Here is a 14,088-nt window from a genome sequence, read left to right as displayed (position 1 = left end):
CTTCCTAGGAGAGCCGGACGCGCGGGTCGATCCAGGCGTACGCGATGTCGGTGAGGATGTTGAAGATCAGGATGAAGAAGGCACCGAACAGCATGACGCCCATGGTCATGGGGAGGTCCTTGTGGATCGCGCCGTCCACGGCCAGGCGGCCGATGCCCTGCAGCGAGAAGGTCAGCTCGGTGACGACGGCGCCGCCGAGCATGCTGCTCAGGTCGATGCCGAGGACGGTGACGATCGGGATGAGCGCGCCACGCCAGGCGTAGCGGAAGAAGACGTACTTGCGCGACATGCCCTTGGCGCGGGCGGTGCGCACGTGCTCCTCGGCGAGCTGCTCGATCATCGAGGAGCGCGCCATACGGGTGTACTGCGCGGTGAAGATCGTGGCCATCACGAGCGTCGGCAGCAGCATGCCGACGAACCAGCCCCAGGGGTCCTTGGTGATCGGGACGTACGCGGGGTTCTCCATCCAGCCGGTGCTGTAGACGAAGATCCACAGGACGATCGGGCCGAGGAGGTAGATCTGGAACGAGCTGAGCACCATCGAGGCGCCGGTGGCGGCCTTGTCGACAAAGGAGCCGCGCTTGTACGCGGCGATCATGCCGGCTCCCACACCGACCACGAGGAAGACGACCGCACCGCCGGCGGTGAGCGTCAGCGTGGTCGGGAAGCGGTCCATGATCGTCGACCAGACCATGTCGCCCGAGTAGAACGACTGGCCGAGGCACGGAGCGGTGCAGTGACCGGTCGGGAAGTCACGGCCGACGAAGATGCCGGACATGAAGTCCCAGAACTGCTGGGTGATGGGGAGGTTGAGACCGAGGGCCTGGCGGATGTCCTCCAGCCGCTGAGGAGAGCAGTCCTTGCCACAGGCCAGGGAGGCGTAGTCGGAGGGCGCGGCCACGAACAGGAAGAACGTGACGGCGCCGATGAGGAACAGAGTGACGACGGCACCGACCGTGCGCCGGAGGATGAACTGAAGCATGGCGGGAGGGCTGCTCTCTGCGGAGACGAGTGGGAGGTTTCACGGAGGTGCGGGGACGCGCTCCGCCTGGTGCGCGTCCCCGCGTTCAGCCGTAGAGAGTTACGACTTCTTCAGGTACAGCTGGTTGATGTCGATGAGGCTCGACACCGAGCCGTAGCGGGCGCCGCCCACGTTGGAGCCCGAGAGCTGGAACTGCTTGGTGTACCACAGCGGAGCCGCCGGGACGAGGTCCTCCAGCATGTAGTGCTGGGCTTCCTTCCACGTGGCCGCGGCCTCGGTCGGCTTCTGGGACAGAGCCTTCTGGATGAGGCCGTCGAGCTTCGCGTCCTTGACGTGCGAGTAGTTCGGCGAACCGTCCGCGACCTGCGTGCCGTCGTAGACCGGGGTGACCACGGTGGAGGCACTCGGCCAGTCCTGGCCCCAGCCCGTGACGTACATGTCGTACGGGTTGTCGAGCTTGCCGATCTGCTCGTAGTAGCTCGCCGCGTCGACCTCCTTGGAGACGACGTCGAAGCCGACCTTGGAGAGGGCGTCCTCGATGGCGACCTTGCGCTTCTGACCGTTCTCGCTGTTGCCGTAGGCGAAGACGACCTTCTTGTCGGCCGCCGGGACGCCCTTGAGGAGCTCCTTGGCCTTCTCGATGTTGCCCTGCGGCGTCTTCAGGCGGCCGTACGGGTCGTACTTGGCCTCGTAGCCCGGCAGGGTCGGGGCGAAGAAGTTCGGGGCCACGTCACCGCCGTAGACACCGCCCTCACCGGCGATGAGCGACTTCGAGTTGACGGCGTACGTGATGGCCTTGCGGACCTTCACGTTCTTCACGCGGTCCAGGTTGAACGACAGCTGCATCACGTAGGGCTGGTAGCCCTTGACCGTGCGCTTGCTGACGGCCGGGTTCTTGATGACGTCCTGGATCTGCGTGGCCTCGACACCGCCGGTGAGCTGGATGGCGTTCTTGTCGTTGCCCTGGTCGGCGATCAGACGCTTGGTCTGGGTCGACTCGGTCACGCCGAACTGGAAGTTCCAGCCGTCGACGTACTGGTGACGCACGGAGTCGGTCTTCGGGTCCCAGTTGGTGTTCTTGACGAGCACCAGGGACTTGCCGTTCTTGTACGACTGGATCTTGTACGGGCCGGTGGCGACCGGGGCCGTGTCGTACTTCTCCTTCGTGTCGTCCTTCTTGGGGACGATCCCGTAGCCGGCCATGGCCAGCGTCTGGGGCAGGTCCGGGCGGGCCTGGTCGAAGTGGAAGACGACGGTCTTGTCGTCCGGGGTGTCCAGGACGGACTTCGGCAGGTGCTTGCCGTCGAAGCCGCCGCCGGGCAGCAGCTCGCGGTACTTGCCCGTGTACTTCTTGCCGGCCAGCCAGTCGTGCAGGTAGGGCGGGCCGTCGAAGATGAACTTGGCGAACTGGCGCTCGACGGTGTGGCGGACGTCGTCGGACGTGATGGCGTTGCCCTTGGAGTCCTTGACGCCGTCCTTGAGGGTGAACGTCCAGGTCTTGCCGCCGTCGGACATCTTGCCCGCGTCGGTGGCGAGGTCACCCACGACCGAGACGCCGCCCTTGCCGTCCTCCTTGAACTGCGTCAGGCGACGAAACAGCAGGTTGGCGACCTGACCGGCGTCGGAGACGTAGATCTGGCCCGGGTCCAGGTGCGAGAGGCCCGCCTCCTGGTAGACCGTGATGGTGCCGCCGCTCTGGGCACCGGCGACGTCCTCGGCCGGACCGGTCGAGCCGGCGGCGTCGGCGTAGGTGACCGCCTTGGACTGGACCGAGGCCTGCTCCTGGTCCTTCTTCGAGTCCTGCCCGGTGTTGCCCCCCTTGTTCTCGGAGCACCCGGTGAGCGCGAGGGAGCCGGCCGCTATCGCGACGACGATGGCCTGCGCTCTGCGCGAGCTGAACGACTTCATGAGGCGAATGCACCTACCTGTCGGTTGATATTCCTGAAGTACTGCCTTACGCGGCTGGTAGGCCGACTCCGGGGGTGGCAGTCATCCCCCCACAAGTGGACGATCTACCGCCCGGACTTGGGGTCGAACGCGTCCCGTACCGAGTCTCCGAGGAGGTTGAAGGCAAGGACGAAGATCACCAAGGCGAGACCGGGGAAGAAGAGGAACGCCGGGTCCTGCTCGGTGTACTTGGCACCGTTGGCGAACAGCTTTCCCCAGTCCGGTGTCGGCTCGACGAAGCCGACACCGGCGAAGGACAGGAACGCGATGGTGAGGATGGTGCTGGGCAGCGTGTACGTGAACTGCACCAGGATGGGCGTCACCACGTTCGGAAGGATCTCCTTGCGGACGATCCGCCAGGGCGAGGCGCCGGAGACCTTGGCGGCCTCCACGAACTCCCGCTCACGCAGGGACAGCACGGTCGAGCGCACCAGGCGCGCCATGCCCATCCAGCCGAGGAGCCAGAGCACGATCAGCATCGCCACGGCACGGAGGTACGTGGGGGTCTCCTCGCGCGGGTCCACGAAGAACGCGGTCACCACGGGCATGAAGGCGATGAAGAACAGCTGCTGCGGGAAGGCGAGGAAGAAGTCGGTGACCCGGCCGATCCAGTAGTCGGTCCGGCCGCCGAAGTAGCCGCCGATCAGACCGAGGATGACACCGGTCACCATCATCAGGACCGTGATGCCCACCGCCATGAACAGCGAGGTGCGCATGCCGTACACCAGCATCGCGAACACGTCGCGGCCGTACTGCGGCTCGACGCCGAACCAGTGCGACCCGGACAGACCGCCGAAGTAGCCGAGCGGCAGACCGAACTCGTCGAGGACCGGGTTGTCCTGGTACGTCGGGTCCTGGCCGTACAGGGTGTACGGGTCCGTCCCGCTGAGCTTCGTCAGCAGCGGCGCGGCCAGACCGATGACGAAGTACAAAATCACTATCACCGCACAGATGACACCGGTACGGTCACGCTTGAAGCGCTGCCACATCAACTGGCCGGGAGAGCGACCCTCGAGCTTGGTCTCGCCCTTGGCGGGCGCAGGAGCCGGCTCGAGTTCGGGCTCCAGGGCAACCGACGGCCCGGAGCCTTCAGCCTTGGCAGGACTGGACATGTGAGTTCTTCCCCCGGGGGGTTGGAGAGCTGAGCGCAGCGCAGATACCGGAGAGTTCTGCGGTTTGGGGGAACTTTCGCCAATGCGTTCAACGCGCGTCAAGGGCGGAAGACATAGGGATCTCCCTACCGTCATTATTTTGAGCAAAAATTGCAGAGATCGACACCTGTGCGCGCTTGACACGCCCAAAGCGTTCTCGGCAAATCGGACAGCTCATTACTTTTTTTTCGTTACATGTCCGAAACTTGACGCGCTTGTCCCCGGTATCCGAACACTCGGTACCGGCGGCTGTCCGGGCGAACCGGTCACGGAGTCGCTACCCGTGCGGGGTCCGGACATACATGCCGAAAGCCCGGCCCTCCTGACGGCGGAGGACCGGGTTCTACGGGCTTGGAGCGCCGGCGTCAGCCGTGCTTGGCGCGGCTCGCGGCGCGGGCGCGCTCGCGGGCGTCCAGGTTCACCTTGCGGATGCGAACCGCCTCCGGGGTCACCTCGACGCACTCGTCGTCGCGGCAGAACTCCAGGGACTGCTCCAGCGACAGCTTGCGCGGCGGCACGATCGCCTCGAACGAGTCGGCTGACGAGGACCGCATATTCGTGAGCTTCTTCTCCTTGGTGATGTTCACGTCCATGTCGTCGGAGCGCGAGTTCTCACCGACGATCATGCCCTCGTACACCTCGGTGCCCGGCTCCGTGAACAGCACGCCGCGCTCCTGGAGGTTCGTCATCGCGAAGGCGGTGACGGCACCGGAGCGGTCGGCGACCAGCGAGCCGTTGTTACGGGTCTGCAGGGTGCCGAACCACGGCTCGAAGCCCTCGTGGATGGAGTGTCCGATACCCGTACCGCGGGTCTGGGTCAGGAACTCGGTCCGGAACCCGATGAGACCGCGGGAGGGCACCACGAACTCCATGCGGACCCACCCCGAGCCGTGGTTGGACATGTTGTCCATCCGGCCCTTGCGGACACCCATGAGCTGGGTGACGGCGCCCATGTGCTCCTCGGGCACGTCGATCGTCATGCGCTCGACCGGCTCGTAGGTCTTGCCGTCGACGTCCTTGGTGACGACCTGGGGCTTGCCGATGGTCAGCTCGAAGCCCTCGCGGCGCATCTGCTCGACCAGGATGGCGAGCGCCAGCTCACCACGGCCCTGGACCTCCCAGGCGTCCGGACGCTCGGTGTCCAGGACGCGCAGCGAGACGTTACCGATCAGCTCGCGGTCCAGGCGGTCCTTGACCTGGCGGGCGGTGACCTTGCGGTCCTTGACCGCCGCCTTCGCGTCGGCGCCCTTGCCGGTGCCGCCGCGGCCGACCAGCGGGGAGGTGTTGGTGCCGATCACCATGGAGATGGCCGGCTCGTCCACCGTGATCAGCGGGAGCGGGACCGGGTTCTCGGTGTCGGCGAGGGTCTCGCCGATCATGATCTCCGGGATGCCGGCCACGGCGCAGATGTCACCCGGTCCGGCCTTCTCGGCGGGCTTGCGGGTGAGCGCCTCGGTCATCATCAGCTCGGTGATGCGGACGTTGCTGATGGACCCGTCGCGCTTGATCCAGGCGACCGTCTGGCCCTTGCGCAGCTCGCCCTGCTCGACGCGGAGCAGCGCGATGCGGCCGAGGAAGTTGTCGGCGTCGAGGTTGGTGACGTGGGCCTGGAGCGGGGCCTCCTCGTCGTACGTGGGGGCCGGGATGTGCTCCAGGATCGTGGAGAAGAAGGGCTCCAGGCTGTCGCTGTCGGCCGGGACCGTGCCGTCCTCCGGCTTGGTCAGCGAGGCGACGCCGTCACGGCCGCAGGCGTAGACGATCGGGAACTCGATCTGGTCCTCGTCCGCGTCCAGGTCCAGGAAGAGGTCGTACGTCTCGTTGACGACCTCGTCGATCCGGGAGTCCGGGCGGTCCGTCTTGTTGATGCACAGGATGACGGGCAGGCGCTGCTGGAGGGCCTTGCGCAGCACGAAGCGGGTCTGCGGCAGGGGGCCTTCAGAGGCGTCGACGAGGAGCACCACGCCGTCGACCATCGACAGACCGCGCTCGACCTCACCACCGAAGTCGGCGTGGCCGGGGGTGTCGATGATGTTGATCGTGATCGGCTCCCCACCGTCCTTCGGGTGGTACTTGACCGCCGTGTTCTTGGCGAGGATCGTGATGCCCTTCTCACGCTCCAGGTCGTTCGAGTCCATCATGCGGTCGTCGACGCCTTCGAGCTGGTGGGCGGCGAACGCGCCGGCCTGCTTCAGCATGCCGTCGACGATGGTCGTCTTGCCGTGGTCGACGTGGGCGACGATGGCGACGTTGCGGATGTCGTGACGCGTTGCAGTCACAGCCATGGTGCGGCGTACTCCCGGAGTATGAGGATTGCCCTGCGCGGACGTCTTGCTGATGCGCGGGCCCTGCCGGGCTGGACACGCCACGGCCTCACCCCATGGTACGTGGCCCTGCGGGTGAAGGCCTCCGCAGGGCCACGGGGTCGGGTGCCGGACGGCTCGGGTTCACATTCCGGACGGTCTCCGGTTCACCGCCCGGACAGGCCGGGCCTCACTTCGTGGCGGTCGGGCCGGGTGCGATCTTCGCGCCCTTCTTCAGGAAACCCATGTCCTCGTAGACCGGCGTCCGGAAGCCGAACGCGCCCGCGTTGACCACGTCCTTGCGCACGCCCACCAGCTCGGGCCGCTGGTAGAGCGGGATGGAGGCGGCCGCGGCCCAGATACGGGAGTCAGCCTTGCGGATCAGGTCGCGCGCCTCGTCCTCGTCCAGCGTCGCCGCGGCCTGGTCGAAGAGCTGGTCGACCTGGTCGGTGCCGACCCGGGTGTAGTTCTGCTCGATGTTCACCGAGCCGTCGGCGGCCGGGATCGGCTTGCCGTAGATCGGCCGGGCGTCGGTGGCGGGGAAGGCGGAGGACGGCCACGAGTACAGGGCGAGGTCGTAGTCGCCGGAGGCGATGTGGTCCTTGAAGTAGCTCTCGTCCGAGACCTTGGTGATCGTCGTGCGGATGCCGACCTTCGTCAGCATCGCCGAGATTCGGGCGGCGACGGTGTCCAGCGTCTCGGATCCCGGCCCCGAGGGGAGCACGAAGCGCAGGTCGAGCGCCTTGCCGTCCTTGGCCAGCGGCGCGGTCACGGCGCCGGCCGGGGCGGCGGTGCCCCGCGGGGCGTAGGCGCCCGGCGCACCGCCCTGCTTCAGGTCCTTGCCGGAGTACTGCCTGCCGTCCTGGGCGAGGTGCTTGCCGCCCTCGTCGCCCTTCTCCCGCCGCTCCTCGGCCGACTCGTGCTGCTTGGCCTTGTCGTCCTCGCCGACGATGTACTCGCCGTCCTTGCCGCCGTCGGACTTCTTTTCCTTGTCGCCCTTGCCGCGCTCGGCGCCGGCCGCCTTCTCGGCCTGCTTCTGCTCCTTCACCGGGCCGCCGGCCACCCAGCCGGCGTCCGTGAGCAGCGCCTGCGCCTCCTTGACGTCCGGGCCGCCCAGGGCGCCGCTGCCGTCGGCGTACGCGTCCTGCCCGGACAGGGCGAGGTGGCTGCCGACCGGCACGGCGGGCAGGCCGAGCGGGGTCAGCACGACCTTGGCCAGCTCCTCGCGGTCGAGGGCCCGCGCGACGGCCCGGCGGACCCGCTCGTCGGCGAGCATGCCCCCGGCACCGTTGAGGGCGAGCTGGGTGTAGGCGGGCTCCAGCGACTTGCGGACGCCGAAGGCGCGCAGTTCCTGCTGCTGTTCCAGGTACCGGGTGATCGCCTTGCGCAGCTTCTTCCTGCCGACCTTCACCTGCTCGGCTTCGAAGCCGTGCGCCAGCGCCCAGGACCGCAGCCTGCTCGCGGAGGTCTTGCCGCCGCCCCGCAGCGGGGAGCCGCCCGAGCCGGAGGCCGCCTTGATCCGCTCGGCGTCGGCGGAGTCGATGTCGGCGATCTGCACGGTTCCGTCGGCGAGCGCGGACACCCGCTTGTCGCGGTCCACCGCGTGCAGCACCAGCTCGTTCAGCTTGGTGGGGCTGCCCCACCAGCGCGGATTGCGGGTGAGGACGACGTCCTTCTTGGCCGTGTCGACCTTCTCCACCTTGAAGGGGCCCGCGGTGACGTTCAGCTTCCGGCGGGCGCCGTCGTTGAAGGCGTCCGGGGTGCCCATGACGTCCTTCGGGTACAGCGGGGAGAACAGCGACTTCCAGTCGGCGTAGGGGCGGGAGAAGGTGACCCGGACCTGGAGGTCGCCGGAGCCGCGCTCGATCTTCTCGATGCGGTCGTAGCCGGCGTTGCGGGCGGTCCAGTAGGCGCTGTCCTTGCCGGACAGGGCGCGCCACTGGGCGGCGAAGTCGGCGGCGCCGATCTCCCGGCCGTCGCTCCACACCGCCTGCTGGTTCAGCTTGTACAGCACGACCTGGCGCGGTTCGGTCTCGATGACCTTGGCGGACTCCAGGTAGGCGGGGTTCGCCACCGGCCGGCCGTTCGCGTCGGACCGGAACATCGACGGCAGCACCGCCTGCGCGACGCGGGTGGTGCCCGCGTCGGCGTCGGCCTGGTAGGTGTTCAGGGTCTCCGGCACGGCGTCCACGGCCCACTTAAGCGTGCCGCCCTCGGTGACCTTGTCGCGGGCGACGAGGCCGATGTCCTGTCCGGCCAGGGGTCGGCTCGCCTCCTCGTCGGAGCCGCAGCCGGCCAGGAGCGGCACCGCTAGGGCACCCGCGGTGAGGATGGCGGCCGGGCGCAGGACCGCGCGCAGGCCGACGCCGTGGTGGGACATCTCTGCTACCTCCGGGAAGCCGCGGGCGTTATGATCACTTTTGGCGGTATATGGAGCTGATCAGATCTATGCACCCACTGAAGAGGAAAGGATCCGGCAACAGCGGGCGACACGGCGGCAACGGACACGAACCCCACCCGTGCGGCGCAACACACCGAAAGTGCATCCGTACGCCTCGGCCAATCGGTGCACATCTCTTCACAGCACCAGGTGTGACGCGCAACACTCCAAGGCGCATGAACGTCGCCGCCCAAGGCCCGCAGACCCGCGGAAGTGAGGGCAAGTCATGTCCGTGCACGACGAACTGACATCCGTCCAACGCTGTCTGGACGACCTGCACCGGTCGATCGGACGCCTGGAGCAGCAGCTCGGCAGCGGTGGCCTGGAGATGCGCCGGGTCCGGATGGACGCCGACCATCTGCGCGACAGCCTGCGGCTGCTGCGCGAGGCGGCGAGCCAACCGGCCGCCCCGAGCCGGCCCGACCTCGTCACCATCTCCGACACGCCGTACGACATCAGCCTGTGGACGGACTCGGACGACGAGGGTCTGGGCGCCCGCGACCGGCACGCCCCCTGAACCCCGAACCGACCGGAGTCCCGTCTTGGCTACTGGTACGGAATCCCAACCGGACAGCGGTGGCGTGCGCGGCGGTACCCGCGCCGCCATCGCCGCACCGCATCTGCGGACCGACCGCTGGTGGCTGGCGCCCGGCGTCACCGCGGCCGGTCTGCTCGCCTTCGTCGTCTACTCGACCTGGCGGGCGTTCGCCAACGCGCACTACTACGCGGCGCCGTACGTCTCGCCGTTCTACTCGCCCTGCCTGGCGGAGAACTGCCACACCATGCGCGCCGGGCCGAACGCCGAGATCTTCGGGAGCTGGTGGGGCGTCTCACCGGCGATCATCATCCTGATCTTCCCGCTCGGCTTCCGCCTGACCTGCTACTACTACCGCAAGGCGTACTACCGCAGCTTCTGGGCCTCCCCGCCCGCCTGCGCGGTGGCCGAGCCGCACCGCGGGTACACCGGCGAGACCCGCTTCCCGCTGATCCTGCAGAACATCCACCGCTACTTCTTCTACGCCGCCCTGCTGGTCGCCTGCGTGCTGACCTACGACACCGTGCTGTCCTTCCGGGACCCGCACTACCGCTGGGGCCACATGGGCCTCGGCACCCTGGTGTTCCTGGCCAACATCGTGCTGATCTGGGCGTACACGATCTCCTGCCACTCCTGCCGGCACATCGTCGGCGGCAAGCTCAAGCACTTCTCCCGGCATCCCGTGCGCTACCGCGCGTGGCAGTTCGTCGGGCGGCTGAACGCCCGTCACATGCTGCTCGCCTGGGCGTCCCTGGTGAGCGTGGCGCTCGCCGACTTCTACGTCTATCTCGTCGCGTCCGGCGTCTTCGACGATCCGCGCTTCTTCTAGTGACTCCAGTGAGGGACTGATTGATGTCCGTGGTCGACCGGCAGGAGTGGGACGTCGTCGTGGTCGGTGCCGGGGGCGCCGGGCTGCGCGCCGCGATCGAGGCGCGCGAGCGGGGCGCCCGTACGGCGGTGATCTGCAAGTCGCTGTTCGGCAAGGCGCACACGGTGATGGCCGAGGGCGGCATCGCGGCGGCGATGGCCAACGCCAACGAGCACGACACCTGGCAGGTCCACTTCCGCGACACCATGCGCGGCGGGAAGTTCCTCAACCAGTGGCGGATGGCCGAACTGCACGCCCGGGAGGCTCCGGACCGGGTGTGGGAGCTGGAGACCTGGGGCGCGCTGTTCGACCGGACGAAGGACGGACGGATCTCGCAGCGCAACTTCGGCGGCCACGAGTACCCGCGGCTCGCGCACGTCGGCGACCGTACGGGACTGGAGCTGATCCGCACCCTCCAGCAGAAGATCGTCTCGCTCCAGCAGGAGGACGCCAGGGAGACCGGGGACCACGAGTCACGGCTGAAGGTGTTCCAGGAGTGCACGGTCACGCGGATCCTCAAGGACGGCGATCAGGTCGGCGGCGTCTTCGGCTACGAGCGCGAGACCGGACGGTTCTTCGTCCTCGAGGCCCCCGCCGTGGTCGTCGCGACCGGCGGGATCGGCAAGTCGTTCAAGGTCACCTCGAACTCGTGGGAGTACACCGGTGACGGGCACGCCCTCGCGCTGCTGGCCGGGGCGCCGCTGCTGAACATGGAGTTCGTGCAGTTCCACCCGACGGGAATGGTCTGGCCGCCGTCGGTCAAGGGCATCCTCGTCACCGAGTCGGTGCGCGGCGACGGCGGTGTGCTGCGCAACTCCGAGAACAAGCGGTTCATGTTCGACTACATCCCGGACGTGTTCAAGGAGAAGTACGCCGAGTCGGAGGAGGAGGCCGACCGGTGGTACGACGACCCCGACCACAACCGCCGGCCTCCCGAGCTGCTGCCCCGCGACGAGGTGGCCCGGGCGATCAACTCCGAGGTGAAGGAGGGCCGCGGCTCGCCCCACGGCGGGGTCTTCCTGGACGTGTCCACCCGGATGCCCGCCGAGGTCGTCCGGCGCCGGCTGCCGTCGATGTACCACCAGTTCAAGGAGCTGGCGGACGTCGACATCACGGCGGAGGCGATGGAGGTCGGGCCGACCTGTCACTACGTGATGGGCGGCATCGCCGTCGAGTCCGACACGGCGGCGGCGCGCGGGGTGCCGGGGCTGTTCGCGGCCGGTGAGGTGGCCGGCGGCATGCACGGGTCCAACCGGCTCGGCGGCAACTCGCTCTCCGACCTGCTGGTGTTCGGGCGCCGGGCGGGCTGGCACGCGGCGGAGTACGCGCGGGAACTGGCGGACCGGCGTCCGCGGGTCGACGACGCCCAGGTCAACACGGCGTCCGCGGAGGCCCTGCGCCCGTTCTCCGCGCAGACGGAGGGCGAGGCGGGACCGCCGGAGAACCCGTACACCCTGCACCAGGAGCTCCAGCAGACGATGAACGACCTGGTGGGCATCATCCGCCGGGAGGGCGAGATGGAGCAGGCCCTGCACAAGCTGGCCGAGCTGCGGGTACGGGCCCGGCGGGCCGGTGTCGAGGGGCACCGCCAGTTCAACCCGGGCTGGCACCTGGCCCTCGACCTCAGGAACATGCTGCTGGTCAGCGAGTGCGTGGCGCGGGCCGCGCTGGAGCGCACCGAGTCGCGCGGCGGGCACACCCGGGAGGACCACCCCGCCATGGACCGCGGCTGGCGCAACGTGAACCTGCTGTGCGCGCTCGCCGACCCCGGCGGCACCCTCGCCGGTACCGATCCCGCCCGGGGCCAGATCCGGCTCACCCGGGAGACCACCGAACCCGTCCGCCCGGACCTGCTCGCCCTCTTCGAGAAGGAGGAGCTGGTCAAGTACCTCGCCGAAGAGGAGCTGTACGAGTGAGCAGCTACGAGGCCCGCTTCAAGGTGTGGCGGGGCGATGTCAGCGGCGGTGGCCTGGCGGACTTCACGGTCGAGGTCAACGACGGTGAGGTGGTGCTCGACATCGTGCACCGCCTCCAGGCCACCCAGGCCCCCGATCTCGCGGTGCGCTGGAACTGCAAGGCGGGCAAGTGCGGTTCCTGCTCGGCGGAGATCAACGGACGGCCCCGGCTGCTGTGCATGACCCGCATGTCGGTGTTCGACCGGGACGAGACGGTCACCATCACCCCGCTGCGGGCCTTCCCGGTGGTCCGGGACCTGGTGACGGACGTCGGCTACAACTACCGCAAGGCCAGGGAGATCCCGGCGTTCGTGCCGCCGGCCGGTCTCGGCCCGGGCGAGTACCGGATGTCGCAGGAGGACGTGGAACGCTCGCAGGAGTTCCGCAAGTGCATCGAGTGCTTCCTGTGCCAGGACGTCTGTCACGTCGTGCGCGACCACGAGGAGAACAAGCGGGCGTACGCCGGCCCGCGGTTCCTGATGCGCATCGCGGAGCTGGACATGCACCCGCTGGACGCGGCCGCCGAGAAGGGCCTGGACCGGGGGCGCACGGCCCAGGACGAGCACGGCCTCGGCTACTGCAACATCACCAAGTGCTGCACGGAGGTCTGCCCGGAGGGCATCCGGATCACGGACAACGCCCTGATCCCGTTGAAGGAACGCGCCGTCGACCGCAAGTACGACCCGCTGGTCTGGCTGGGATCGAAGATCAGGAGACGTTCCCGGTAGCGGGCGGCACTACCCCCGCACCCAGTCCTTCCGATAGGCGGTCCAGTCGTCCTCGGTGGCCGCGAAGTCGACGTACAGGGCGACGCCGAAGCGGGTGCGGCCGGCGTCGGTGCGGGACAGGCCGAGGCGGACGCCGCGGACGGCGGCCGGGACCGTCTCGGCGTGGGCCCAGTGGCCGAAGCGGTTCTCGTGGTAGAAGGGCAGGCCCATCAGCAGGTCGGTGGTCCTGGGCGTGACCTCCAGGGCGAGGCTGGTTTGCTGGGCCACATAGCCGCCGTACAGGCTCTGCAGCGGCTGCATGGTGTCGTACGACATCACGGCGATCTGGTCCACTCGGCGGGCCACCTGCCCGAAGTAGGCCTGCGACCACCACTTGGGGTGGCCGGTGGTCGTGCCCCAGAAGGAGTGGAAGCCGGGCAGCGGGTCGATCTGGTGGGCGGCGACGGAGAGCAGGGCGTGACGGTCGCGGGTGAGGGCGCGCAGGTCGTCGAGGAGGGAGAGGTAGTCGCGGTCGCCGGAGTGGAGGGGCTCCAGGTCGAAGTGGGCGCCCTCGAAGCCGGCGGCGAGGACGCCGCGGGTCGATTCGACGATCGCCTCGCGGGTGGCGGCGCGCTCCAGGTGCAGGCCGGAGGGGCCCTCGCTGGCCAGCACGTCGCCGAGCCAGGCCTGGACCCGGACGCCGGGGAGTTCCCGGTGCACGGCCGCGGTGAGCCAACCCGCCCTTCTGTAGGCTGACTTCGGGAGTGTGCCGTCGTGCTCCAGGGGGCCGGAGTGGACGTACAGGTCACGGATTCCGGTACCCCGGAGGCGGTCGGCGAGGGCCTTGACGTCCGCGTCGGTCTTGCGGCCGTCCACCCAGGCGTGGCCCAGCCAGAGGGCGTCCTTGTGGCGGGTGAGGGTGCCGGGGGCCGGGGTGCCGGTGTAGTTGAGGCGGAGGGCCGTCTCGGCGGTGAGAAGGGGCAGGGTCAGGGCCAGGAGGACCGCGAGCAGGACGCGGCGCAGACGGCGGCGCCTGGGCTTTCCGCCGTCGCCGGGTGCCGGCTGGTCGGCGGCGGGAGCGGGCGGCGCCTCGGAGGCCCGGCCTTGCGGTGCCTCCTGGTCCGGTCCCGTCTCCCCGTCGTGCCGTTCCGTGTCCATCCCGACCCCCTGTCATCGCGTTCCCCCGGCCGCGTCCGCCCCACT

General features: G+C 68.7%; 10 protein-coding genes. 4 read left to right on the top strand and 6 right to left on the bottom strand.

Annotated elements, in window-relative coordinates:
• Positions 1–4: 4 nt before the first annotated feature.
• The 5 genes from ACZ6B1_RS11100 to ACZ6B1_RS11080 all read right to left on the bottom strand — a co-directional run bounded on the left by ACZ6B1_RS11100 (position 5) and on the right by ACZ6B1_RS11080 (position 8,760).
• Positions 5–982 carry an ABC transporter permease gene (locus tag ACZ6B1_RS11100; protein WP_468776942.1) on the bottom strand — a complete coding sequence of 326 codons (978 nt, stop codon included), beginning with the start codon at positions 980–982 and terminating at the stop codon, positions 5–7.
• Positions 983–1,081: 99 nt separating this feature from the next.
• Positions 1,082–2,890, bottom strand: a complete 1,809-nt coding sequence (locus ACZ6B1_RS11095; protein ID WP_468776940.1) for an ABC transporter substrate-binding protein — start codon at positions 2,888–2,890, stop codon at positions 1,082–1,084.
• Between the two features lie 104 nt (positions 2,891–2,994).
• A complete protein-coding gene (locus ACZ6B1_RS11090) occupies positions 2,995–4,041 on the bottom strand; it encodes an ABC transporter permease (RefSeq protein WP_392292172.1) in 1,047 nt (348 codons plus the stop codon).
• A 404-nt stretch (positions 4,042–4,445) separates the two neighbouring features.
• A complete protein-coding gene (typA, locus tag ACZ6B1_RS11085; RefSeq protein ID WP_468776938.1) occupies positions 4,446–6,362 on the bottom strand; it encodes a translational GTPase TypA in 1,917 nt (638 codons plus the stop codon).
• Between the two features lie 208 nt (positions 6,363–6,570).
• Positions 6,571–8,760 carry an ABC transporter family substrate-binding protein gene (locus ACZ6B1_RS11080; protein WP_468776936.1) on the bottom strand — a complete coding sequence of 730 codons (2,190 nt, stop codon included), beginning with the start codon at positions 8,758–8,760 and terminating at the stop codon, positions 6,571–6,573.
• Positions 8,761–9,046: 286 nt separating this feature from the next.
• On the opposite strand from ACZ6B1_RS11080, the gene ACZ6B1_RS11075 reads away from it, so the two are divergent.
• From ACZ6B1_RS11075 to ACZ6B1_RS11060, 4 genes are read left to right on the top strand one after another with little or no spacing between them, the layout of a single operon-like run.
• The gene (locus tag ACZ6B1_RS11075; RefSeq protein ID WP_468776934.1) at positions 9,047–9,337 is read left to right on the top strand and encodes a hypothetical protein; all 291 of its coding nucleotides are present in this window, start codon (positions 9,047–9,049) and stop codon (positions 9,335–9,337) included.
• 25 nt (positions 9,338–9,362) lie between these two features.
• Positions 9,363–10,184 carry a hypothetical protein gene (locus ACZ6B1_RS11070; RefSeq protein ID WP_468776932.1) on the top strand — a complete coding sequence of 274 codons (822 nt, stop codon included), beginning with the start codon at positions 9,363–9,365 and terminating at the stop codon, positions 10,182–10,184.
• A 23-nt stretch (positions 10,185–10,207) separates the two neighbouring features.
• Positions 10,208–12,139, top strand: a complete 1,932-nt coding sequence (locus tag ACZ6B1_RS11065) for a fumarate reductase/succinate dehydrogenase flavoprotein subunit (protein ID WP_468776931.1) — start codon at positions 10,208–10,210, stop codon at positions 12,137–12,139.
• The gene (locus tag ACZ6B1_RS11060) at positions 12,136–12,906 is read left to right on the top strand and encodes a succinate dehydrogenase/fumarate reductase iron-sulfur subunit (protein ID WP_468776929.1); all 771 of its coding nucleotides are present in this window, start codon (positions 12,136–12,138) and stop codon (positions 12,904–12,906) included. The genes ACZ6B1_RS11065 and ACZ6B1_RS11060 overlap by 4 nt, the downstream gene beginning before the upstream one ends.
• A 9-nt stretch (positions 12,907–12,915) precedes the next feature.
• Here the strand turns inward: ACZ6B1_RS11060 and ACZ6B1_RS11055 are convergent, their stop codons facing one another.
• On the bottom strand, positions 12,916–14,043 hold the full coding sequence (locus tag ACZ6B1_RS11055) for a hypothetical protein (RefSeq protein ID WP_468776927.1): 1,128 nt from the start codon (positions 14,041–14,043) through the stop codon (positions 12,916–12,918).
• Between the last annotated feature and the right edge of the window lie 45 nt (positions 14,044–14,088).

The organism is Streptomyces sp. NPDC041129, assembly GCF_055592265.1.
This window is presented reverse-complemented; position numbering and strand designations above follow the sequence as displayed.

Excerpts from the sequence above, each read along its gene's own strand:
- ACZ6B1_RS11100 (WP_468776942.1), bottom strand. The coding sequence starts at position 982 with ATGCTTCAGTTCATCCTCCGGCGCACGGTCGGTGCCGTCGTCACTCTG.
- ACZ6B1_RS11095 (WP_468776940.1), bottom strand. The coding sequence starts at position 2,890 with ATGAAGTCGTTCAGCTCGCGCAGAGCGCAGGCCATCGTCGTCGCGATA.
- ACZ6B1_RS11090 (WP_392292172.1), bottom strand. The coding sequence starts at position 4,041 with ATGTCCAGTCCTGCCAAGGCTGAAGGCTCCGGGCCGTCGGTTGCCCTG.
- typA (WP_468776938.1), bottom strand. The coding sequence starts at position 6,362 with ATGGCTGTGACTGCAACGCGTCACGACATCCGCAACGTCGCCATCGTC.
- ACZ6B1_RS11080 (WP_468776936.1), bottom strand. The coding sequence starts at position 8,760 with ATGTCCCACCACGGCGTCGGCCTGCGCGCGGTCCTGCGCCCGGCCGCC.
- ACZ6B1_RS11075 (WP_468776934.1), top strand. The coding sequence starts at position 9,047 with ATGTCCGTGCACGACGAACTGACATCCGTCCAACGCTGTCTGGACGAC.
- ACZ6B1_RS11065 (WP_468776931.1), top strand. The coding sequence starts at position 10,208 with ATGTCCGTGGTCGACCGGCAGGAGTGGGACGTCGTCGTGGTCGGTGCC.
- ACZ6B1_RS11055 (WP_468776927.1), bottom strand. The coding sequence starts at position 14,043 with ATGGACACGGAACGGCACGACGGGGAGACGGGACCGGACCAGGAGGCA.